Source organism: Paenibacillus sp. ICGEB2008 (assembly GCF_000307675.1).
Classification (GTDB): Bacteria; Bacillota; Bacilli; order Paenibacillales; family Paenibacillaceae; genus Paenibacillus; species Paenibacillus polymyxa.
In genome coordinates this window covers 315123-339178 of the sequence record NZ_AMQU01000016.1, presented here as the reverse complement: position 1 = coordinate 339178, position 24056 = coordinate 315123, and the positions used below count along the sequence as shown (strand labels likewise).

At 44.6% G+C, this 24056-nt stretch carries 23 protein-coding genes and 1 pseudogene; 2 read left to right on the top strand and 22 right to left on the bottom strand.

The window, feature by feature from the left end; genetic code table 11:
• Window positions 1-8: 8 nt before the first annotated feature.
• From C400_RS0116485 to C400_RS0116445, 8 genes are all read right to left on the bottom strand, one after another.
• Entirely contained in the window at window positions 9-431 is a 423-nt protein-coding gene (locus tag C400_RS0116485; protein WP_017427623.1) for a hypothetical protein, read from the bottom strand.
• The gene (locus C400_RS0116480; protein WP_017427622.1) at window positions 424-1584 is read right to left on the bottom strand and encodes a hypothetical protein; all 1161 of its coding nucleotides are present in this window, start codon (window positions 1582-1584) and stop codon (window positions 424-426) included. Before C400_RS0116480 ends, C400_RS0116485 begins: the two co-directional genes overlap by 8 nt.
• Window positions 1585-1644: 60 nt before the next feature.
• Window positions 1645-2043: a hypothetical protein gene (locus C400_RS0116475; RefSeq protein WP_017427621.1), complete on the bottom strand. Its 399-nt coding sequence runs from the start codon at window positions 2041-2043 to the stop codon at window positions 1645-1647.
• Window positions 2034-2402 (bottom strand): hypothetical protein, encoded by a 369-nt coding sequence (locus C400_RS0116470; protein WP_017427620.1) that lies wholly within the window; start codon window positions 2400-2402, stop codon window positions 2034-2036. Before C400_RS0116470 ends, C400_RS0116475 begins: the two co-directional genes overlap by 10 nt.
• A 105-nt stretch (window positions 2403-2507) precedes the next feature.
• On the bottom strand, window positions 2508-2939 hold the full coding sequence (locus C400_RS0116460; RefSeq protein WP_014599959.1) for an ORF6C domain-containing protein: 432 nt from the start codon (window positions 2937-2939) through the stop codon (window positions 2508-2510).
• The gene (locus tag C400_RS0116455) at window positions 2936-4057 is read right to left on the bottom strand and encodes a ParB N-terminal domain-containing protein (protein WP_017427619.1); all 1122 of its coding nucleotides are present in this window, start codon (window positions 4055-4057) and stop codon (window positions 2936-2938) included. The genes C400_RS0116460 and C400_RS0116455 overlap by 4 nt, the downstream gene beginning before the upstream one ends.
• A 206-nt stretch (window positions 4058-4263) precedes the next feature.
• Window positions 4264-4530, bottom strand: coding sequence for a hypothetical protein (locus tag C400_RS0116450; protein WP_017427618.1), 267 nt, complete (start codon window positions 4528-4530; stop codon window positions 4264-4266).
• Between the two features lie 12 nt (window positions 4531-4542).
• On the bottom strand, window positions 4543-4755 hold the full coding sequence (locus C400_RS0116445) for a helix-turn-helix domain-containing protein (RefSeq protein WP_017427617.1): 213 nt from the start codon (window positions 4753-4755) through the stop codon (window positions 4543-4545).
• Window positions 4756-4985: 230 nt separating this feature from the next.
• Between C400_RS0116445 and C400_RS0116440 the strand changes: the two genes are divergently transcribed.
• Together C400_RS0116440 and C400_RS0116435 are read left to right on the top strand one after the other, a co-directional pair.
• Entirely contained in the window at window positions 4986-5375 is a 390-nt protein-coding gene (locus C400_RS0116440) for a helix-turn-helix domain-containing protein (protein ID WP_014599962.1), read from the top strand.
• 109 nt (window positions 5376-5484) lie between these two features.
• Window positions 5485-6673: pseudogene (locus C400_RS0116435) on the top strand (tyrosine-type recombinase/integrase).
• A 67-nt stretch (window positions 6674-6740) separates the two neighbouring features.
• On the opposite strand, the gene glnA reads toward C400_RS0116435, so the two are convergent.
• The 14 genes from glnA to C400_RS28735 form a co-directional block, all read right to left on the bottom strand.
• The gene (glnA, locus tag C400_RS0116430) at window positions 6741-8069 is read right to left on the bottom strand and encodes a type I glutamate--ammonia ligase (RefSeq protein WP_016822091.1); all 1329 of its coding nucleotides are present in this window, start codon (window positions 8067-8069) and stop codon (window positions 6741-6743) included.
• Window positions 8070-8194: 125 nt separating this feature from the next.
• Window positions 8195-8608, bottom strand: coding sequence for a MerR family transcriptional regulator (locus tag C400_RS0116425; RefSeq protein WP_016822092.1), 414 nt, complete (start codon window positions 8606-8608; stop codon window positions 8195-8197).
• An 83-nt stretch (window positions 8609-8691) separates the two neighbouring features.
• The gene (locus tag C400_RS0116420; protein WP_017427616.1) at window positions 8692-9945 is read right to left on the bottom strand and encodes a methionine gamma-lyase family protein; all 1254 of its coding nucleotides are present in this window, start codon (window positions 9943-9945) and stop codon (window positions 8692-8694) included.
• A gap of 111 nt (window positions 9946-10056) precedes the next feature.
• A complete protein-coding gene (gene hflX, locus C400_RS0116415; RefSeq protein WP_013371541.1) occupies window positions 10057-11343 on the bottom strand; it encodes a GTPase HflX in 1287 nt (428 codons plus the stop codon).
• Between the two features lie 112 nt (window positions 11344-11455).
• Window positions 11456-12439 (bottom strand): AAA family ATPase, encoded by a 984-nt coding sequence (locus C400_RS0116410; RefSeq protein ID WP_016822094.1) that lies wholly within the window; start codon window positions 12437-12439, stop codon window positions 11456-11458.
• Between the two features lie 114 nt (window positions 12440-12553).
• Window positions 12554-13249 (bottom strand): YdcF family protein, encoded by a 696-nt coding sequence (locus tag C400_RS0116405; RefSeq protein WP_017427615.1) that lies wholly within the window; start codon window positions 13247-13249, stop codon window positions 12554-12556.
• Entirely contained in the window at window positions 13246-13803 is a 558-nt protein-coding gene (locus C400_RS0116400; protein ID WP_013371544.1) for a DUF402 domain-containing protein, read from the bottom strand. The genes C400_RS0116405 and C400_RS0116400 overlap by 4 nt, the downstream gene beginning before the upstream one ends.
• Window positions 13804-13968: 165 nt before the next feature.
• Window positions 13969-16629: a PBP1A family penicillin-binding protein gene (locus C400_RS0116395; protein WP_017427614.1), complete on the bottom strand. Its 2661-nt coding sequence runs from the start codon at window positions 16627-16629 to the stop codon at window positions 13969-13971.
• A 190-nt stretch (window positions 16630-16819) separates the two neighbouring features.
• Window positions 16820-17062, bottom strand: coding sequence for an RNA chaperone Hfq (hfq, locus tag C400_RS0116390; protein ID WP_013371546.1), 243 nt, complete (start codon window positions 17060-17062; stop codon window positions 16820-16822).
• 20 nt (window positions 17063-17082) lie between these two features.
• The gene (gene miaA / locus C400_RS0116385; protein ID WP_017427613.1) at window positions 17083-18063 is read right to left on the bottom strand and encodes a tRNA (adenosine(37)-N6)-dimethylallyltransferase MiaA; all 981 of its coding nucleotides are present in this window, start codon (window positions 18061-18063) and stop codon (window positions 17083-17085) included.
• Window positions 18047-18898 (bottom strand): class I SAM-dependent methyltransferase, encoded by an 852-nt coding sequence (locus C400_RS0116380; protein WP_017427612.1) that lies wholly within the window; start codon window positions 18896-18898, stop codon window positions 18047-18049. The genes miaA and C400_RS0116380 overlap by 17 nt, the downstream gene beginning before the upstream one ends.
• 12 nt (window positions 18899-18910) lie before the next feature.
• Window positions 18911-21079, bottom strand: a complete 2169-nt coding sequence (mutL, locus tag C400_RS0116375) for a DNA mismatch repair endonuclease MutL (RefSeq protein ID WP_017427611.1) — start codon at window positions 21077-21079, stop codon at window positions 18911-18913.
• A 70-nt stretch (window positions 21080-21149) separates the two neighbouring features.
• Complete coding sequence (mutS, locus tag C400_RS28740) at window positions 21150-22667, bottom strand: DNA mismatch repair protein MutS (RefSeq protein WP_442952199.1); 1518 nt, start codon at window positions 22665-22667, stop codon at window positions 21150-21152.
• 44 nt (window positions 22668-22711) lie between these two features.
• On the bottom strand, window positions 22712-23968 hold the full coding sequence (locus C400_RS28735) for a hypothetical protein (protein ID WP_442952198.1): 1257 nt from the start codon (window positions 23966-23968) through the stop codon (window positions 22712-22714).
• Between the last annotated feature and the right edge of the window lie 88 nt (window positions 23969-24056).

Below are 24056 nucleotides of genomic sequence, written 5' to 3'. Positions count from 1 at the left end.
TCATAAACCTACCTGTTTGCGCTGGCGTTGTTACCAAACTCCGCTAGCAGAACCTTGAGGCTATATTTTAAAGAGTTTATTACCTGGTCATTACTTTCTACAGCATTACTCCAGCGGACCTTATCAGCTTCTGCGTCTGCTTCTTGGAGGCGAAGTTCAATTACCGCTAATTCCGCTCGCTGCTCCCTCAGATTCTCTGCCGCTATATATGCTTCTGCATAAACACGCTTTCTCTCAGCATATTTCTTCTTATAATCCCTTACGGCCTCAGCTGCCTTGCGCCCCAAGATAATCTGGACTTCCGTCAGTAATTCAATCTTACGAGCCAGTGTAGCAGGGTAATCATGGCTGCATTGATCCGCAAGACTATAAAGCTCTCCGAGCGTATATTGTTTTTGTAGAGACAATGCAGCCACTCCTTTTTTATACATGCGCTCCTATATGGAGTAATCGTTCTCTAACCTCAGGCCAAAGGTATGCTTGTCCACCTTCTCCGTTTCCATCCCGGCAGAACCATTTTGAGATAGTTGGCTTACCACCTGTAACATAATCCCGTAAGCCTTTAACCCAGGACGATTCTGTACCAGACATAGCCAATGAACGAGTGTAGAGAGACATAATTCGAGGCGGATCATACTTTTTCTCACCCAGTCTGTGGCCCAAGAAATATGGGTTCCCTTCGGTTTCCATCAGACCAAGTCGGCCATTATCTTTTTTAAAGAACTGGAATTTACGAGAGGTCCAGTTGATTTCATATAAGTAATCCAGCACACTATTCGCTAGCTTAATTCTTCCGTCTTTTCCGGCTTTTTTAGCCGCTGTACTCCATTCCTTTAAATTAGCCTCACTAGGAATGAATCTGGATTTTGGGTTGTGATGACCTGATCTCTTCGTCAGTTTTCTAAGTCTGTTTTCGGGTTTTGAAGCAAGGTCAAACAATTCGAAACTTGCCAAGTTGGTATAGTAATCTTTATTAACTATGACCCACCACATATTATTGATATTGTGGTAGACGGTTCCGCGCATCAACGTTCCTTTTCTGCCTCTGAAATATTTCACTTCGCCGTTATTTATCCGTATCCCATCTTTATCGAGAGCGTTATAATCAGGAAGATTTTCTGAACTCCAGTGCCTGCTTGGCGAATTAAGCTTATGAAATACCTTATCGTATGACGTTTTTAGTACTGGTTCAGAGTCACAAGTAAATCCTTCCTTCAGTAAAAATTGTTCCATATATCTGACTTCAACTAGAAACCGCTTTTGGAGTAGATAAGGCATCTTTTCAAATTTGTTAAAGTCATATCTACCGCCGTTTGGGTTCTCTACATTAATTTCTTGATAGAATTCAAGTTTTGCACCACAGTTATATTTTTCACCCACAAACAGAAGTTCCCCCTTGTTGCCAGCAAAGTGATCCTTAGAAAGGATAGAATAATCACGGTCAATTCGTGGATCAGGTCCAATGACAAAACCTCTATTTCTCATCATGTCTAACATTCGTAAAAAGGCAGGATGGGATATTCCTTTATCGCCTCTTACAGCTATGCTTGTATTCCAGATGCTAAAATCCTTGTCTCCTCTCACAAGACAGGCCCCCTGTTTTCATTTTCAAAATCCTGTGTTATACTTCCGTTGAATTGTTTCTTAAATGATCGTGTTGGTAGCACGATTGTTTTTCTGGGCTTCTCTGTCTTTTCTTTTGCGGTATAACTTACGGCAATAGTAATTACAGAAAAGCCCTTCTTCTTTTGGATTAGGAAACTTTTGGCCTGCAAAGACTATTTTCCCGCAATGCTCGCAGATACCTATCCCTTTACCAGATATTTTGTATCCCGATTGTTTAGGAGCTTCCAGGCCTTCATATTCCTCGTTTTTAAATTTCTCCAACTTGCTTAATTGAGCAGTTAGTAAATCTATTCGAGCATGAATTTCGTCATTCGGTAATCCAAATTTAACAGCGTCAATACTGTCCTCATATAACTCACGTAATTGCGCTCTAAGCACCCTAGATTGTTTATGCTCGTCCAACTCTCTCAGCTCCATATCTCCGCCTCAAGTTCGGATATTTTAGCCTTCAATTGCCTTGCTTGTTCCTTCAAAGGTTTCATCTTCTGAATACAAACGTGATTAGGCCATGGACTATCTGTAATAGCATATTGAGTTTTATAAATGGCCTGAAGCTTTTGTTCAGTAAGTTCTTTTTCCTTTTGAAGAGAAAGCTTTTTCTTATCCTGCTCTGTCAGCTGTAGCATCTCAATATCTACCGAATGTTGACAATTCAACCAACAATGCATGAGTAATACAGCGGCTATAAGCGAGTCTGCTGGTTGATCCAATGTAAATTTGAAGCCTTCATCATCCACAATAGGTATAGAGTAAATGGTTTGCATTTTGCTACTCATTTTGACTTGCTCTTGCGTTGTATATTACGAACGATAATGGCATGCTGTAATTCGTTTTCGAACCAGATACGAGCCAATTCCGGTAGAGTCATAATCATTCACCCCTTAGATATAGTCTTCTGGACGAAAGTCTTTAACGAAGTAAATGGAATCATCAAAATCAATGCGCCGGATGTGACTGTACTTCGCGACTGAGAACAAAACTTTCAACTTACTCCAAATCATGCGGCGATATTTTCCGACCGTTTCGTTAAATTTTCCATCTGTCTCCTTGTAACGATCTTTTGTGAGAGTAATGGACCTGATTCTTACTGCATCCTGCAACTGATAGCATTCAGCGTCCGTCAGCGTTACACTGTCCCGAACCTCTTGAACCATCATCTGAACTTCTTCCACTTTTTCAGTTACATCCAAATGCATTTGCTTAATACCGTCTACGAGACCGCGAATCGCCATGCCTTGAGCCTCTGTTAGTTGCATTTGTTTTTCAACTACAGACAAGAAATCTGGCTGCTGATTAGGATTAATTAGTGTCATTTTTCTACCACCTTTCTGCTGTTTACAGCTGGACGAATTTGTTCAATAAAGGCTTCCAACATGTCCAAACTTTCAGACAACCGTTTCTTTTCAGAGCTACTTGCACTGCCTATTGCCCCCAACATGAACGAAGTAATTCCAACCTTTTGTAGAAACTGTTTCACATGGATACTCACTTGGATCGTGTTGCTGTCCGCTTCAAAGCGAAGCTTCTTCATTTGAGCAGCGGCCTCCTGTTCGTTGAAGTCGTCTGGCTGCTGGAGTTTGATAGTCTCAAGTTCTTCTTTAGCTCTTTGGTATCCACTCTTCAATTGTTCAACTTTTAAACGTTCTTTTTCCAAATCATCATTGAGTTTGTTTCTCCAATATTCATCGCGTTGCTTGAGCTGCGCTTCTGCCTCTTTTTCCTTTTGACGAATGAAAATGCCCGTTTCTTCCTCATGCCGCTCTACAGCAGCAGATACTGCATCTTCAAGTTGATCTGCAGGAATGGCATCTTTGTACTGTCTTTGTAACTCAAGCTTGTCCCGCTCTGCCTGCTCTGCTCTTTCCTCTGCCTCACGCACAGCAGCTTCGAGCCGAGCTTTGGTTTCTACAAATGCCTTGTGAGTGCTGATCAAACCTTCATCAAGCTGTTGAATGATTTCAGGAGTAGCATTTTCCGCAATAAACTTTGCTTTGTCGTACTGCCTGCCAGAGCCAAAACCTGCCTGATCGGCTACAATATCCCGAACTTGTCCGGTAGGTTGGTCAGGAAAATTTTCCGTACCTCCAGCCATGCGTTCTTTGGCCTTCAAGCGTTCGACCTCTTCAAGTCGCCGCGCCCATTCTACTCGCTCAGAAAAAGTGAACTCCTTACGATGTTCATTCTCGGAAATCTCAAGCTGAAGTTGATGCTCAAAATCCTTGATTTCCATAACTCTTACCGTCACTTCTGAGCGTCCAAGGAACTGGTGCGCTCTCAAGCGCCGCTCTCCAGCAATTAACTGATAATCTGGTGTTACTACAATAGGGTTAATAAGTCCGTTTTGTTCTATATCCTGTGCCAGTTCTTCGATGCCACCGAAGTCCTTACGGATACGATCACTGACTTTGATTTTGCTGATACCAATTTGCAAGTTGATTCTCCTTTCTTTACATCCCCTCTGTGATAAAATGTAAGTTGTTGTAGCTTTATCAATTCATCAAAGAAAAGAGATGCTATCTTGTAAAGATACTCTCGCTATTTTTTAATAGAGTAGAATGCTTACATTCTTTAAATCATGCAGTCAGTTATCCAGTTGTTCTATATTGGGTGTAGTCATTTAGTTTTGTTCTCCTTTCTTTAATAAGATTGTTCCAATAACCAATTTTCCAAGAACTCACGCGTTTCTCTCGCAGGAAAATACCATTTGCTCCCTACTTTCCGTTTCGGAAATCCTGGATGATAGAAAAATTGTTCTTGTATAAAGTTCCAACTCATACATGTACGACGCTTTAATTCAGCCGTATCCCAAAATACGTACTCCACATCAGCTTCTTTTAAAACCTCCGCTATCTTCGATTTGACCAGTTGAAAGGCTTCCTTTTCGTCAACGCTGACTGACAACATGTTTATCCCTCCTTAATTGTTGTTTTCTTTTAATTTCTTAGGAACCAGCTTGATCTCTAATCCCAAAGCATCGCAGGCTTTTCTAAGCGTGGTTTCGTTCCACCGACGACTTCCATTTAGCAAATTGTGCATGTACTGCGGGGAACACCCAACTAAATGAGCTAAATCAGAAGGATTTAATCCTTTTTCATTTATAAGTGGCCTCATTTGTTCAGAAACCTTCATTTCATCACCTCCGTTGAAATAATATTAATCTATTTGATTAATTAAATCAAACGTAAAATTAATCAAATAGATTCAAATAAAAGCATTTTAGATTATTATCCATATAGTTTAATATATATGCTCAATTTTTCGCCTATTTGCTTCTTTTTAATCTATTTGCTGTTTGTATTTTAATCTATTTGTTGATATCATTAATTCATCAATTAGTTTAAAAGGAGCGGTCACAGGACATGTCTAGTTATCCTAACCGGATAAGAGAGATTAGAAAATCACAAAAGAAATCAGGAGTACAAGTAGCTGAATTTTTAGGAATTACCCCTCAATTTCTATACAATATCGAAAAAGGAAGCCGAACTTTAAATACTGAGGTGGCTTCAAAATTAGCCGAGTATTTTGATGTAACCGTAGATTACCTTCTTGGCCGTACAGAAGCCGAAAAAGATGATCGCCAATATCCAGAGTGGGCCACGTCAAAGGACATTCGGGATTTTAAAACAATACTTGAAGAAGATGCGCCGGTAATGTTCGATGGCGTACCAATCTCAGAAGACGACAAAGAAAAAATTAAACGGGTCATGGAAGCTATGTTCTGGGATGCTAAAAAGAACAAAAAAGATTAATTGTTTTGAATGAAATAACTTTCCTAAATATTCACTTTGCGCTTTCACCGCTGCGAGGCGGTTTCACATACACAAAAAACGGAACATTTGTTCTATTGGAGGAATAATCATGGCAAACTTTAAAAGATTAAAGAGTGGTTGGCGGTATCGGTTAAAGTACACCGATCCGTTTACACAGCAACAAAAGGAGAAGTCAGAACGGGGATTCCGTACAAAACCGGAAGCAGAGTTAGCTGCAGCAGAATTTTTAAAGAGAATAAAACAAGGTTACGAACAGATTGACATGCCTCTCGTCGATTATATAGAAAGTTGGATCATCAACTATAAAAAAGGAGATGTTAGAAAAAACACACTTAAACAACATATGAACAATCTAAAAACACACATTAAGCCTTATTTTAAACAATTAATGATAAAAGATTTAAAACCAGATATGTACCAAAAATTTTTAGATGCTTGTTTAGAAAAAGGCTTAAGCCGAAGAACAGTCGAAATAATTAACTCAACAGTTTACAGTGCTTTAGAACTCGCAGTAATTCAAGGAAAGTTAGAACGTAATCCTTGCATAGGATCAATTATTAAGGGAGAGAGGAAACAAAAAACTATTGATTTCATTGATTCTGAGGATATTCCTCGTTTTCTTTATACAGCAAGAGGATATGGTTATATATACTGGATTATTTTTCAAGGTGCTGTTGGAGACTGGCATGCGTAAAGGTGAAGCCGCTGCTTTAAAGTGGTCTGATATTAATTTTAAGGAGAAAAAAATTCACATTAATGAAACTTTGGATTTCCAACCTGATAACGAGGACGAGCTATTCGGGGAAACAAAAACCTTCAAATCAAAACGAACAATCAGTGTAAGTACATCTCTAATCAACGATCTAAAGTATCATGCTAGTTGGCAGAACCAGAATAAAATTAATCTCGGAGAAACAATGTACCGACATGATTTAAATCTCGTTCTATGTAGAAATGACGGACGTCCTATGCCGAAGTCAACACTATTTAACGCATTTAAGCGTATCTTGAAGCGCGCTAGTCTCGATGGAGTTTTGCGTATCCATTCTCTTCGTCACACTTACGCAGTGCTCATGCTTGAAGCTGGAGCCGATATAAAGTTTGTCCAGGAGCAGCTTGGTCATGGTAGTGTGCAGATTACATCTGATGTATACGCACACATTTCTAAAAAGTTAGAGAAACGTAACATAGACAGATATGAGGAATACACAAGCAAAATTCTCGGCTCAAACAATTTTAAGTCGGGGGACGTTTGGGGGACACCCCAGAAGAATTAATAAACTCCTCTGAAACGTCCCCCATTACAACTCCCAAAAAAACCGCATACTCACAGGTTTTTATCTATTAATAAAGCGTCAGATATTGATCACGTTCCCATTGATGTACTTGGGTTCTGTACATATCCCATTCAATTTCCTTGAGCTCATAGAAGTAAGCCAGAGCATGATCACCCAGTGCATCAGAGATAACCTCGCTCCGAATAAGCTCAGACAAAGCTTCTTTCAGGTCTGCAGGCAGACTTGGAATGCCTTCTTCAATTCGCTCTTCCTCGGACATCACGTAGATGTTGCGATCAATTGGGGCTGGCAGAGCCATCTGACGTTTAATACCATCCAAACCTGCTCTCAGCATTACGGCCAGGGCTAGATAAGGATTCGCTGCCGGGTCAGGGTTCCGAACTTCGACGCGAGTGCTCAGGCCACGAGATGCGGGTATCCGAATCATCGGACTCCGATTGCTTGCAGACCAAGCGACATAACAAGGCGCTTCATAACCTGGTACGAGGCGTTTGTAGGAATTTACTGTTGGATTCGTGATCGCTGCCATTGCACGTGCATGTTTAAGAATGCCTGCCATATAGTGGCGAGCTGTCTGGCTTAATCCGAGTTCATCCGTCTCATCATAAAATACGTTTTCATTGTCCTTAAACAACGATTGGTTGCAGTGCATACCGGAGCCATTCACGCCGAATAAAGGTTTTGGCATAAAGGTAGCATGCAAACCATGCTGACGAGCAATCGTCTTAACAACGAGCTTGAACGTTTGAATCTGATCGGCAGCTTTTACTGCATCTGCATATTTAAAGTCAATCTCATGCTGACCAGGTGCAACCTCATGGTGGGATGCTTCAATTTCGAAGCCCATTTCTTCAAGCTTAAGAACAATTTCACGACGGCAGTTCTCACCCAGATCCATTGGAGCCAGGTCAAAATATCCACCTTGGTCATTCAGTTCTGTGGTCGGATCGCCTTTTTCATCGGTTTTGAACAAGAAGAATTCAGGTTCTGGTCCGACATTCATCGAAGTGTAGCCCAGTTCTTCGGCTTCTTTAAGTACACGTTTCAAGATTCCCCGCGGGTCACCTGCAAATGGAGAGCCGTCTGGCTTGTAAATATCGCAGATCAAACGAGCTACACGATCCGAAGTTACCCAAGGGAAAACAACCCAGGTATCCAAATCCGGATATAAGTACATGTCAGATTCTTCGATGCGTACGTAGCCTTCTATCGAAGAACCGTCAAACATCATTTTGTTATCTAACGCTTTTTCCAGCTGGCTAACCGGAATTTCAACGTTCTTAATGGTACCCAGCAAATCTGTGAACTGCAAACGAATAAAACGAACATTTTCTTCTTCCGCAATCCTAATGATATCTTCTCTGGTATAACTCACACTAACCTCTCCCTTTCTGTAACGACTATATGCAAATCGGCTGTATCATAAATGACATAAAAGACTTAAATGATGAGACCGTTTTTTAAGTAAAATAACCTTATGCCAAAAGGTAAGTCCAAGCATTATCTATTGTTGAAAAATCGTGATAATTCGCCTTGGATCAAAGATACCTGTCCTGGTCTTTTGCCTGCAACAAGTTGTTGTTTCAACAAACGATGAAGCTGAGTATCGGACATTTCACGGCGTTTGACTTCCGTATCTGCAGTAATAACTGTAGCTTCCTCTGATTCCTTGGTAACCGGATTCATGACTTGTTTAATTCCTGCAATGTTAACACCCTTCTCGATCAACGCCTTAATTTCAAGCAGACGCTCTACGTCATTAAATGAAAAAAGACGTTGGTTACCTGATGTACGGGCAGGAACTATCAAATTATGCTGCTCATAATAACGAATCTGACGTGCTGACAAGTCCGTTAGCTTCATGACAATACCTATTGGAAATAAGGCCATATTTCTGCGAATTTCGTCGCCCATTTGTCATCAACCTTCCAGTGATCTATTATTCACCTTATTGTACATTTAGCTGATGCAAAGTGTCAATGATATGTTAGAAAAACTCACAATAATTTACGTTCTTTCATCGTTTGCAGAGCCATAAGTACTCCATATTTGACATGAGAGTAGGTTAAGCCGCCTTGCATGTAACCAATATAAGGCTCCCGAATCGGAGCATCTGCGGATAGTTCCAAGCTTCCACCTTGTATAAACGTACCTGCGGCCATAATAACCGGATGCTCATAACCCGGCATATCCCACGGCTCTGGCACCACATGGCTATCCACGGCGGCTGCGCGCTGAATGCCCTGTACAAAAGCAATTAGATGTTCTGGTCCGCTAAAAGAAATGGCCTGAATCAGATCCGTACGCTCTTCATGCCAAGCAGGTTTGGTCTCAAACCCCATTTCTTCAAAGACTGCAGCAGCGAATATGCTTCCTTTAACCGCTTGCCCCACCAATGTAGAAGCAAGGAATAGCCCCTGGTATATGCCCCGTGTAGTGCCTAGCATGGCTCCTACTTCTCCACCAATACCAGGTGCTGTTAATCTGTAGGATGCCAGCTCTACATATTGATGTTTACCGCAGATATATCCACCCGTTTCTGCAATACCTCCACCAGGATTTTTAATCAACGAACCTGCCATCAAATCGACACCGACCTGGGTAGGTTCCAGCTTCTCAGTAAATTCCCCGTAGCAATTGTCCACAAAGACAATAACATCAGGCTTTATCTTCTTCACTCGTGCCGTCATTTCTTCAATATCTGCCACACTAAAGGAAGCTCTCCAATCATAGCCGCGTGAGCGCTGGATACCGATCACTTTGGTGTTCGCATGGATTGCGGACTCCACCGCTTTCCAGTCCACCTTACCTTCTGCTGTCAGCGCTGTCTCTCCATAAGTAACACCAAAGTCCTGCAATGATCCTGTTCCATCGCCAGGCTTACCAATCACTTTGTGTAAGGTATCATAAGGTCGCCCTGTAATGTATAACAACTCATCCCCTGGACGCAGCACACCAAATAAAGCCGTAGCGATGGTATGCGTTCCCGAGGCAAAATGCGGACGCACCAACGCTGCCTCCGCACCGAACACATCTGCATAGACCTCTTCCAGCACTTCACGCCCCCGGTCATTGTAAGCATATCCCGTTGAACCTGCAAAATGAAAATCGCTCACTTGCTTGCGCTGGAAGGCCTGAATGACCTTCCACTGATTTGCATCCACAATATGATCTATGTGCTGGATACGTTCTTGTATTTTAAGTTCTACTAATTCCTGAATTTGCTGAATTTCCGGACTAAAAACTACCATTTACCTTCTTGACCCTCTCTCTTCCGCAGCCTTAGGCTAATCATGTTATATTGTTATTCAATTCGAACGATGAGCATTATCATCTTATGGACCTAAAAACATCATTAGATGTTAACTTTCTGTGAACTCACTAAGTGCATGACCATACTTTTCGTATTCTCCTCTTTGAATTTCTACCTCATAAATGACATCATTGCCATCATACTCTGTCAGCAGTACATCTCCAATTCGATAAAGCACCGATGTTAAATCCCCACGTTCCGCAGGAATACGAAATCTCAGTGTGTCACCGCTCAGATGCTCCTGAACCAGTTCGCGAATGCGTAGCAAATCTGCTTCATCAAAAGCACTGATTTTCAAATAGCCTTCCCCAGAAGGGAGCATTTCCAATTGCTCAGGGGTGCAAGCATCTTTTTTGTTAAACAATACGATCTGAGGCTTGTCCGCAGCCCCAAGCTGTTGCAGGATTGACTCTACAACTTTCATTTGTTCGTCACGCATGTCTGAGGAGGCGTCCACGACATGTAAAATGAGATGAGCCTCATTGGCCTCCTCCAAAGTGGCCCGGAAAGAGGCAACCAAATCATGAGGCAGATTTTGAATAAATCCTACTGTATCTGTGAGAATAACTTCTTTGCCACTCGGCAGTTCCATTGTTCTAGAGGTAGGATCAAGCGTCGCAAATAGTTGGTTCTCAATATATACATCGGCAGCTGTCAGTTGCTTCAACAGTGTTGATTTGCCGGCATTTGTATAGCCAACGAGTGCCACCTGGACGATGCCGGCCTTTTGTCTACGCTCCCTGTGTAAATACCGATGACGCGTCACTTCCTCAAGTTGGCGTTTCAGATCACTGATTCGGTCACGAATGTGACGACGGTCCGTCTCTAGCTTGCTTTCACCAGGACCACGTGTCCCGATTCCGCCACCGAGCCGCGAAAGATTTTTACCGTGTCCAGACAGTCGAGGGAGTAAGTATGACAACTGCGCCAGTTCAACCTGGATAATACCTTCCCGTGTCTTTGCACGCTGAGCAAAAATGTCCAGAATTAACTGTGTCCGGTCAATTATTTTGAGATCCAGGCTCTCTTCAAGATTTCGTACTTGAGCTCCCGATAGCTCCTGATCAAAAATAGCTGTATTCGCTCCCAATTCTTCAGCAACTGCACGCAATTCATCTACTTTTCCTTTGCCAATAAACCATTTTGAGTCCTTGGATTCCCTATTCTGTGTGAGAACGCTCAGCACTTCAACTCCCGCTGTTTCAGCCAGCTTCACCAGTTCTTCCAACGAATATTCCGTATTGATGCCAGATCGTTTGACTTCATCCGTAATTAGACTGACCAGTACCGCCTTATCCTGCATTTCGGTTTGTGTATCATGAGTGGAGTTCGCCATATTGTTTGCTCCTTTATTTTCATGTCAACTCTCGAACAGAAACCGACCTGATGTCAGGCCGGCCCTCGTTCGATGTCATACAATTCGATATGATTCAGATTCCTATTATCGCCTATCTTTTGTCCATTTTCAAATCCTCTGGTCGCAACGTCATCAATTCCTGCTTGCCGGGTTGCCCACTCCTGTACTGATTAAGCAGCCTGACGGCTTGGTGCCGAATCGCTTTTTCGATCACATTACGAACATAACGTGCATTACTAAATGCATGGAGACTGTCATTCCGCTCATTTAGCAAATGCTCCTTCATTTTGAGTATAGACTGAGGCATGAGAATATAATCCCGTTCCTTAGCCATCATCTCCGAAATTTGAATGAGTTGATCCACAGTGTAGTCAGGAAAATCCAGTTGGATTGGAAAACGAGAGGGAAGACCAGGATTTGTCCGTAAAAAAAAGTCCATTTCTCCCGAATACCCTGCGAGGATCAAAATAAATTGGTTTTTTTGGTCTTCCATGGCCTTTACCAGGGTATCAATCGCTTCTTTTCCGAAATCCTTTTCCCCTCCACGTGCTAAACTGTAAGCCTCATCAATGAACAACACGCCGCCAAGAGATTTCTTTACCAGGTCCCGCGTTTTTTGTGCGGTGTGGCCGATATACTCACCTACCAGATCAGCTCTCTCCACCTCAATCAGATGGCCCTTGCTCAGTACCCCCATTTTTTGCAACATTTTAGCTATAATGCGGGCTACTGTCGTTTTCCCCGTACCTGGATTTCCTTTAAAAATCATGTGATATACGTGTGCGTTGCTCAACAGACCCGCATCAGTGCGCATGTGGGCGATTTGCAAAAAGGCATATACCTCAAATACCAGTTCTTTGATGTTATCCAAGCCGACGAGATGATCGAGTTCTTTCTGAATTTCCTGATAAAGACTGAGATACTGCGGTAGCGCCTGCGACTTGGTCGAAGCCACTGCTTCCGTCTCGTCCACAGTCACCGAAGCGATCGGCTCCGGGCTACGCAGCACGACATTGATTTGTCTGGAAGGTCTCTCCTCCGACCGCTTGCCCGCGGCGATTCCCCGTCCGTTCATGCATCCATCACCTCAACATTTCTTCAGGCACAGCTTACCCTATTAATGTATTCGGTCCAGCATGTCCTTATTAGCATAAAAGCAACGAGAACGCGTACAAAGCCTTCCCTCAATTCAGGCAATCCAAATTTGAGCACTGATCCACCACCGTTGTAGCGTCCATTTAGCGTAAGCCAATACTTCTCTTGATTGGTGAATTGGCATATTCAGCACTTTGGATTCGGTCAGAGCCAGCTGGGGATGATCAAAATTCAAAAATTGAGCAATCTCCAACGCGCGAGGACCGTGATAGCTATGTGTGATGATTACGGTGAAGTTCCAGCCATATTCCTTCATGATACGCTGGCTGTAGAGCAAATTTTCGTAAGTACTGGTTGCCTGGTTTTCTAACACAATATGCTGTACAGGGACTCCTCTATCTACCAAGTAGCGTTGCATCCCCTCGGCCTCCGTATACGGAAAATCAGGTTGATCCAGTCCTCCACTTACAATTAGTCGCTGCACCATCCCGTTACGATATAACCGCAAGGCTTCTTCTAATCTTTCTTTTAAACCAGGACTGGGCTCAGCCCCCCACATAGAGGCACCTAGTACGATACCAATTTGTGCATGCTGAAGCGGAGTGGTAGAGGCAGCTGTATTCATATTCCATACTCGGATACCTGCCCATACCAATCCGACCAAAATGAAAATCATCAAACCAAGTATGATACGCTTCGATACCATAAATATTTTCCCATTACGATTTTGCCCGCTTTTTGGCTCATGGCGTTGGGGCCCAGTGCTTTTAATCCACTGCAAAAATTTCACCGTTCTCTCTTGAAATCACCGTTATGAAACCATTCTGCCCGGTGTTTCAGCGACATTTTAAAATAGGGGAACATGTGAGCATCGATCTGATGTAGCAGGTCAGCCGCCGTTCGGTTAGCCAATTCTGCTTCTTGCGTAGAAATATGCCCCCGTTGTAGCGCCTCCTCCAGTTCATCCTCATCCACCAGAAAGATTTCACCGTTTTTAAGCACGACCACATCCAAATACAAATCATCAAACCAAGGAACTCCTTGATCGGTTACTCCTTGATTTCGGCAGGTATCAATGTACCATTCGACGATTTGCTCTCGATTGTCAAACATAGCAGTCACCACATAATGCTTACCTTTGGGATAATATTGCAACCAGGAATAACCTTTATCGGCTATGCAAAACGTATGACCACCATAACTTTTCCATAATGGCTCCTTGAGACTCAAAATAGTATACAGGGTCACATATCCTGTAAACGCATCACTTTCTACATACCGGCAAGCAAACTTGCGATTGGTGATTCTTCGCCAGTTGGCCCGGTCTCCGAATTTGCGCTTCATAAATGATGTTCCTCTCCAACATTGGTAAAACCAGCTTACCATATTTAAACTATACACTCAAAAATAACCCCTGTATTACAGCAAAAAAGGTATTTTCAGACTGTCAAAACAGTCCGAAAATACCTTTGATTTAAAACCAATATCATCTTACATAAAACATATTTGCTAATCCCGGTTGTGACGTCCACGATTGGAGTTGGAATGACCGTTGGATTTGCCTTCCTGATTTCCATCCATTATAGCACCTGTGGTAGATGCATCTGTATTTTCTGGATTGGTCATAGTATTTTCATCAGTTATACCTGAATCCGGTGTAGTCGTCTGACCATTCCCCTGATTTGTATCGTTTCCGTTACCAAAATTGTCGTTACTGTTTCCTGTACCTCCAGTACCATTTCCATTGTTAACTCCAGGAGACGTTGGAGCTTGTTCAGAACCAGTACCGTTTTCGGTTCCTCCAGGAAGTGTATTCCCCTGGTCTGTGCCATTCTGACCGTCTATATTCTCGCCATTATCCGGTACGGTTCCATCCTGATTAGGATCGTTTCCTGGTTGCGGATCTATCGGAGTAGTTTCTGCTGGAATTTCTACGCTAATCGTATTGGAAGCTGCGGATTCTTTACCATCCGCTCCATAAGCTACGACATAGTATTGATACGTCTTTCCAGCTACGGGCGACGTATCTTCACCACTCGTGCCTCTCATCGCCTCCATAATCGTCCGGAAACTTCCTTCGGAAGATTCTTTACGATACACACGGTATTGCACATTATCTCCCTCAGCCGCATTCCAAGACAACGATACAATTTGGGTATCCTGACTATACGACCCGCTCAGTCCGCTTGGAGCGGTGGCCTGAACTGGCTCTTCTGGCTTCTCCTCAACGGGTGGTTCATATCCCTTCGGTTCGCTAAATTGCGTCACTGGGTGTCCCTTGAGTGCTTCACCCATAACCCTTCCGAAGAAGGCTGCCGACTGGCCGCTGTAGTTTCTCAACATATGCTTGCTATCTGGCTTGTCATACCCCATCCATACCGCTCCGGTATATTCCGGCGTATAACCGACAAACCAAATGTCCCGGTTACCACTGTTGCCGCTGATTCCACTTTGGGTCGTACCCGTTTTACCAGCTACAGGCCAGTCGATACGTGCTTTGCGACCTGTACCGCTATTGACCACATTTTGCATCATTTTTGTCATTTCATAAGCCGTTTTCTCACTCATAACAGATTTGGATTCCTCATTATGAGTATAAACCACTTGATCATCACTATTGTTAATTTGCTTAATGGAGTAAGCTTTTTGGAATTGTCCTTTATTGGCAAAAGCGCTATAAGCCTGCGCCATTTCAAGAGTATTTGTTCCTTTGCTTAATCCCCCCAATGCGATAGCAAGCGAGTGATCATTTTTGTCCATCGGTATGCCTACGCTCTCGGCGAATTGAACCCCTTTTTCCACACCGATTTGGTTCAACAACCATACAGGTGGTATATTTTCAGACTTCGTAATGGCATCCATCATGCTGATGGTGGAAGAGTAACCATGCAAGTTTTTCGGACTGTATCCGTTAAAACTCTGCCGTTCGTTACTCAAAGGAGTATCTATCGTAAATTTACCGGATTCAAGAGCTGGCGCATAGGCTACAATCGGCTTAAAGGCCGATCCTGGCTGTCTGCGGCTCTGCGTCGCACGATTAAAGGTTCCCTTTTTGTAATCCCGTCCGGGTGCCATCGCGGCAATACCACCTGTCTGGTTATTGATAATAACCATTGAGGCTTGGACAGGCTGATCGTCGGGACTTTTTTCGAACATATCATCATCTGCCATCGCTTGATCCAACGCATTTTGAGCCTGAGCATCCATTGTCGTATGAATTTTATAACCGCCAATAATCAGATCATTGCCGCTGACTCCTGGCAAGGCATCCTCTGCCTCATCCATGACATATTCCATAAAATTTTGATACTTTTGTACTTTTTCCGGTTGTTTGTAATCGTAATTTATAGCTTTGGCTTCTTCCATTTCCTGCTTGCCGATCATTCCCTGCTCAAACATCAGCTGGAGAACCACAGCACGCCGGGCCTTTGAGTTTTCCGGGTTACTGATCGGATTATACTTGGAGGGTCCTTTCGGAATAGCCGCCAGTGTAGCGACTTGCCACAACTTTAATTCGTTTAGGTTTGACACTCCAAAATAGCCTTCCGACGCTGCCTTTATTCCAGAATATGAGCGTCCAAACCAAATCCGATTCAGGTATAGCGTAATAATTTCATCTTTAGTCAAATTCCGCTCCAGCGCCATTGCGATGGATACCTCTGTCGCTTTACGGAAAAAGGTTTTGTCACGTGTCAAAAACAAGTTTTTGGCCAACTGCTGAGTCAGCGTACTGCCGCCCTCCACTGCAGAACGAGCAACGATATCCTTCACTGCCGCCCGACCGATAGACCAAATATCAACTCCTTGATGCTCCATAAAACGCTTATCCTCGGTTGCGATAAAAGCTTTTTTGAGCAACGGTGGAATTTCTTCACTTTTCACAGGATCACTTTTTTGCACAGACAGCTCACCCATGAGCACACCGTTGCGGTCATAAACCTTTGATGTCTCGTTCACAGTAATTTTGTCCTTGTTGGCTTTGTAGATTTTTTCGCCATTAACCATGACAAATAAATAACCACCAAGTGCGCAAAATATGGCTAATGCTGCTGTAATAAACAACGTCCACCCAACTCGCTTACCTGTTATTTTCTTTTTCTTGCCCTTCGGCTTCTCTTTAGATGTGTTTCTATTGCGATTGCCGGATCTGGACAATGAATCGTTTGGCATTCCCCTGACTCCCTTTCGCGAATAATCATAATGTCGCCGAGCGTAAGCTTAAAGCTAGCTGTCGGCAGCATGAAAGTAAACGGAATGAAAAGAACAACCCTGATCAGGTTGCTCCCGGTCACATTCCTATACAGTTAGACGAGACGGACGCCTGAAAAGTTTCATTACCCGGGCGGCCGTCCAGCCGTAATCAGTTATCGCTAGCGTTATCTTGTTGTACAAGCGATACGTTGCGTTGCGGTGTGAAGGTGGAGATGGCATGCTTGTAGATCAGCTGTTGCTTCCCATCCGAATCAATAACGATTGTAAAATTGTCAAATGCTTTAATCGTTCCTCGCACCTGAAATCCATTGATGAGGTATACCGTCACGGGTATAGAATCCTTGCGCAATTGGTTCAGAAACGTATCTTGGATATTAATAGACTTGTTCATTTTAGCCGTACCCCCAATAATCATTTGGATTGTTTTGAAGTATATTCAAGGTCTGTCCGGAACTTTCCTGCTATAATTTCGTGTATTCGGGCTGCATGAGCAGAAAAATTTTCGAAATCAGTGACATCTACCCACTGGATATCCTTCATATGGCGAAACCACGAGAGCTGTCGCTTCGCAAAATGACGCGTATCCCGTTTTAGCCAAGTCACCGCCTCCTCCAAAGACACCTCTCCCCGCAGGTAGGAGGATATCTCTTTATAGCCTAGACCTTGCATGGAGATGGCATCGCTTCGCACTCCCCGTTCCATTAAGGAGGTTACCTCAGCAACAAGCCCTTGATCGAGCATCCCGTCAATTCGGTCTTCAATACGTTTATATAGCATTTGCCTATCCATTGTCAAACCTACGATGCAGAGTTGGTAGGGAGATTCCTTTTTTTGACTGGCAAGTTGAGAGCTAAGTGTTGTTCCGCTAACATGGTAAATTTCCAGCGCTCTCACGACTCGACGACGATCATTTGGGTGCAGACGAAGTGCACTTTCGGGATCAACTGCCTGTAGTCGCGCATGAAGCGCGTCGGCTCCATACTGATCGGCATAGTCAAGCTGTTCCTGACGAAAAGCTTCATCTGCCCCTACCTCAGAAAACTGGTATTCATAGCAAACCGATTCTACATACAAACCCGTCCCGCCTACGATGAAAGGTAGCTTTCCTCTAGATTGAATATCAGGTATGAGAAGACGACAGTCTTCCTGAAATTGGGCTACTGAATATGGGTATTCAGGCTCATGAATATCGATTAAATGGTGCTTGATTCCTTTCATTTCCTGTTCGGAAATTTTGGCAGTTCCAATGTCCATATGACGGTATACCTGCATGGAATCCCCGGAAATAATTTCCGCGTCAAATTGTCGAGCCATTTCGATGCTTAGTTTCGTCTTGCCAACCGCAGTCGGGCCAACAAGAACAAGTAGTTTAGGCTTAGATGCCACTGTCAATATCAATCACTCCGTACACTGTTTTCGTTGTGCCCCGTTGCTCCACACGGAAGCCGAGGCGGGCAAACTCTCCGCTACCCCTTTTTTCTTTCAATACAATTGTTTTTCGTGCAACCCTTTTCGCATGAGCAATACTTTCTTCATTCAATGCATCTGGATTGGCCAATCCTCTCAATGGACCGATTGCACTGGAATCAAGCAACGGATCACGGAACATCGGGTCAAAATAAATAATATCTACACTGCGGTTCGGCAAACTACGCAAATAGTCCAGATGATGACCAAAACGAACGTCAATGTCGGAAAAGGCTCTATCTACTGCAGCATTACCGGAACGGTAATGTCTCATCCCATCCTTGATTAATGCATAGACAGGGAACGAACTCTCCACAGCTGTGACTTGTCCAGAACTTCCCGTTCCAATGGAAAATAGAAGAGAATCCGTACCAAGCCCTGCCGTGCAATCCAGCACGGTATCACCCGGGGCAAGTCGGGCAGCCGTCAACATCGGGTCAGCCTCGCCCTTTAATACCCTTTTGGCTCGAATGAATCCCATGCTTGGATGAAAAACCATCGGTGGTTGTTCCGGACTAATCAGCCTCACCCCGCCCTGCACCAGCACCAGAGCCTGACGAACTCTGTGAGCAGCGATTAGCTTAGCTACTGATATGCCACGACGTGGGGCGTACAGCACCCCAAGCTCGGCTGCAAGCAGCTTCGCACGCTCCACAACCTCGTCCGAGGGAGAATCTCCTGTCGTGACCAGTAATTCAGCTTGTTTCTCACGAAGCATCATCTGCTTTTCTTCTTCACGTTTTTCCCAATCCTGCAACATATTTATACTCCCTTACATTACTCTTTTAAACAGCTTCTCCAAATCATATGTGGAAAAGGAAACAACGATGGGGCGCCCATGGGGGCAGGTATAGGGTTGTTTGCAGGCTGCCAAACGTTCTAACAGCACGACGGCCTGTCGGTCAGTCAGCTTCTGATTTGCTTTAATCGAAGCCCGGCAGGAGCACATGATTGAGGCTGCCTCCCGCAGTTTAGCTAGATCAATGGCTTTTTCCTCCAGCACCCATCCAGCCATTTCCTCAATGACATCCGCTTCTTCTCCTTTGGGGAGCCAGTACGGATATGAGCTGACACGGAAGGTTTGCCCGCCAAAATGTTCCAAATACACCCCCGCCTGTTCAAACCAATGCAACCTTGTTTTCAATTTTTCCGTTTCGGAAGGCGTAAATTCCAATGTAATTGGCAGTAACAACTCCTGTGATACTGATTCAGGATTGCCAAATTTTTCGTAATAAAATTCGTAATTGACCCGTTCATGGGCGGCATGCTGATCAATTAAATACAAGCCCTGGTCGTTCTGTGCAATCAGATAGGTTCCATGGTGCTGACCGATTAAATTCAGCTCAGGAAAAGTAGGCACCTCAGGAGCTGCCCCCGACAACGCTGCCAATTGCTCTGTCTTCAGACGTTCCTGGTGCGTCTTCTGATCCGTGAATTTAGTAGTGTTGTCTGCAAGGGGGGAAACAGAAGAACGGTAAGCGGCAGAAGCAGCCGTTTCCTGTATCCCTTCGCTGTACGAGGAAGAGACATCTGTTTCGGCATGATCTCCTGTGGATATCCGTGTAGTCATCCCATCAGGAAGTGACACGCTCCCTCTATCATCACTCCCGTTGTTTTCTTCCACAAAATCTGCATCCAGTTCGTCATCACTGATACTTTGACGAGCGAGAGTGTTTGCCTGTCCATTGACTGAATGGCTCCTCTCCCTACTCGGATGTTGCTCACGCTCCTGGCTAATCTTCTTCTTCTCTTCATTACTGGTCAAGTGATTGGATTGTGTCGATTCCTGGACCTGCGGCGAAGCCATAGAAAGAGGTAGCGTTCGATTATGACCATTATCCGAAGAAGCATCTACTTCTGCACCATTTCCTTTCGAGAAATGAAACTGCTCCTGCACAAACGAGCCACTATCCTTACCGCCAATTTCGCGTTTAACTGCCTTCGGAATCAGCACTTGCTGCCCTAAAACAGCTTTTACCGAATCTTCAACCAACTGAAACAGTTCAGCTTCTTTACTGAACCTCACCTCCAGCTTGGCTGGATGGACGTTAACATCCACCAAAGAAGGATGCATGTCCAGTTGGATCACAGCCAGCGGATAACGATTGATCGGCAACAAAGTATGATACGCCTTGAGCAGTGCCTGATTGAGCCCATAGCTTCGCACAAATCGTCCATTCACTACTGTCGAAATTGCATTGCGATTCGATCGGGTCCACTCCGGGCGACTGACATAGCCGCTAATTCGGTAATCAAGGCTCTCTCCTTCCACCATCAACATTGATTTTGCCGCAGAAGTTCCGTAAATAGCAGCTATCACTTGGAGCAAATCGCCATTTCCCAGCGTTTGCAGCAATGTATTGCCGTTATGCCGCAATGTGAAGGCCACTTCCGGGTGCGAAAGCGCCATTCGGTACAATACATCCGAAATGTGCCCCAACTCCGTCTGGATTGTTTTCATATATTTTAGCCGTGCAGGTGTATTATAAAACAGATCGCGTACGGTAAAATCCGTCCCCTGCCTACCAGCAGCATCCTCGTGAAGTACCAGTTTACCGCCCTCAATCACCAGTTTACGGGCACGGCCGTCATCTCCTGCTGCTGTGAGCAGCTCTACTTTCGATACAGCCGCTATACTGGGCAATGCCTCTCCCCGGAAGCCGAGGCTTGTGATTTGGAATAGGTCGCGGCCATGTCCGATTTTGCTTGTCGCGTGCCGATAAAATGCCGTTTCCACGTCTTCAGGCTCTATCCCACTGCCATTATCCGTCACCCGAATACTTTGCAGGCCGCCCTCTTCTACCCATACGTCTACTCGTGTACCGCCCGCATCAATCGCATTTTCCACCAGTTCCTTCACGACGGAGGCTGGACGTTCCACGACCTCACCGGCAGCAATCTGGTTCGCAATATGCTCATCTAGCACTCGAATTTTAGACATCCTTTTAACCTCCTCCTGACTTCAAAGTGTGATGAAAAATAAGCAAAATAATAATGCCTAATATTTTTAATTACAGACCATTGGCTTTATTTTTTAATTCATTTAACAATTGCATTGCCTGTAAGGGTGTCATGTTCATGACATCAGCATTTTTCACTTTCCGCAAAATTTGCCGCACGATCGGATTAGCTTCTACCGTCTCTGGGTGTGGCTTGGAGGGAGCAAGATCCTGCTCTCCGAAAATGGACAGCTGTACCACGTCAGAAGCTGATCGCTCCAACTCACCTGAATCTTCCACAATCTGTAAGGTATCTTCTTTTACCAGGGTGGCTTGCTGTGATCCAGACTGGACTTGTGGTGCTGTATCTCCGTTCGCTGACAATGTCTGGCCTACATATTTTGCGGACATTGGAGAAATCTCTTCTGTCCCTGACGCTGTACGAAGATCAGTCCCTTCCTTCGCTCCCCCTACTGCCTCCGTGCCCGCCGTTACTTGAGCTGCCGCCTGTTCAAAACCATATAGCAGACCATTCGCTCGCTCAATAATGTTATTAGGCAAACCTGCAAGCCGGGCACAATAAATACCATAGCTACTGCTAGCCGCGCCTGGTATGAGCTTGCGCAGGAAATTCACCTTATCGCCGCTTTCCTGCACAGCCATGGAGTAATTTCGCAGCGAAGACAGACCTTGCTCCAAATGGGCCAGCTCATGGAAATGCGTAGATACCAGCGCCTTACAACCAATCGTATCATGCACAAATTCGATGACCGCTTGTGCAATTGCCATCCCTTCGCTGGTGGACGTCCCTCGTCCCAGTTCATCAATAATAATCAAGCTTCGCGGAGTTGCCTTGTCCGTCATGACTTGAATATCCGCCATTTCGACCATAAACGTACTCTGCCCGCCGATGAGATCATCCGCAGCACCGATCCGTGTGAAAATGCGATCCAGCATCGGCACTTTAGCACGTGCAGCCGGGACAAAGCAGCCAATTTGAGCCATAATCGCAATGAGAGCAACCTGACGCATATACGTACTTTTCCCAGCCATATTCGGACCGGTGATGAGTAGAATATGCGCATCGGCTTCTTCCAACACTGTGTTGTTGGCGATAAAGCCACCATCTTTCATTACGGCCTCCACTACGGGGTGCCGTCCCTGTTCCACTACAAAATCATATCCTGTTGTCAGCTCAGGTTTCACGAATCCACGTTCCGCGCTAACCGTTGCCAGCGACTGATACACGTCGATTTCAGCAACTTGCTCTGCCAGCTTTTGCAAACGGGGAATTTCAGCGTTCAGTTTACCACGAAGCTCGGAGAAAAGCGTGTACTCCAGATCCACCATTTTATCCTCAGCTTCCAGAATCAGCGATTCCTTTTCCTTCAATTCCGGTGTGATATACCGTTCTGCATTCGCCAACGTCTGTTTGCGTTCATATCGACCTTCCGGTAATGAAGCCAAATTGGATTTGGTCACCTCGATGTAATAACCAAACACTTTGTTGTATCCGATTTTGAGCGACCGAATGCCGGTTGCTACACGTTCCTTGGCCTCCAGCTCAGCGATCCAGCGCTTACCGTTCACACTCGCTTCACGCAGTTCGTCCAGATGCTGATGGTAACCTTCCTTTATAAGCCTCCATCTCTTACGGAAATCGGGGGTTCATCGGCAACTGCTTCCTCAATTAGCGTACACAGGTCTGTACAGCTGTCCAATGTTTGTGCAATCCGTCTCAGCGTATTCGATGGAGATTCAGCGCACAGCTCGCGTAAAGACGGAATTTGAGCCAGAGACAGCTTGAGAGCGATCAAATCTCGTGCATTAGCACTACCAAAAGCGATCCGTCCTACCAAACGCTCCAGGTCGTAAATCTCTTTAAGCTGAGCACGTACATCCTCGCGGAAAATAAACTGGTGGTACAGCTTGTCTACCGCTTCTAATCGTTCCTCAATTAAATTGCTGCTCAACAGCGGTTTGTCGATCCAACGACGCAACAAACGTGCGCCCATGGATGTCTCTGTCCGATCCAACAGCCACAGCAGCGAGCCTTTCTTGGAGCGTTCACGCACCGTCTCCACCAGTTCCAGATTCCGGCGGGTAAATGGATCCAGAATCATAAAATGATTGGGCTCATAGACCGAGATTTGGGTCAGTTGACCTAACGATCTTTTTTGCGTTTCATTTAAGTAGGCAATCAGGCGCGATACGCAACGTCTGCGTTCCTCCGTAAGCCTTGCCCATGTGGCTTCACCAAATTGATCCCGTACCAGATCATCTTTGGATTTGTCCCAGGCCGTATACACAACACGCCGTCCAACAGGCGACATACGAGAGGTCACGAAATCGAGCAAATGACCATCCCCCAACATTTCGGACGGCTCATAAATATTAATTTCATCTAATAGCCATTCTTTCGAATCAGGTACGGAAGTCACATAGAGTTCACCTGTCGACAAGTCGCATGCCGCCAGCGCCAGCATCCCGTCCGTCTCTGTGACACATACCATGTAGTTGTTGGATTTATCACCCAGCACTTTGCCCTCCATGACCGTACCCGGGGTCACAACACGGACGATATCCCGCCGCACCATTCCCTTCGTAGCTGAGGCTTCCTCCATTTGCTCACAGATGGCCACCTTATAACCCTTCTCAATAAGGCGTTGTATGTAATTTTCTGCTGAATGATAAGGCACGCCGCACATTGGAATTTTCTCCGCGACGCCACCCTCACGACCAGTCAGTGTAATTTCCAGCTCCTTGGATGCAAGAATCGCATCATCAAAAAACATCTCGTAAAAATCCCCTAGGCGGAAAAACAAAAATGCATCTTTAGCCTGCTCTTTTATAGATAAATATTGCTCGATCATCGGTGTATATTTAGACATACCGTTACCTAACCCCCACACTTTGTTCCGTTAATCTTATAATTATCTTTCATTATATCAAAAATGACAGTCGATAACATGAAACCCT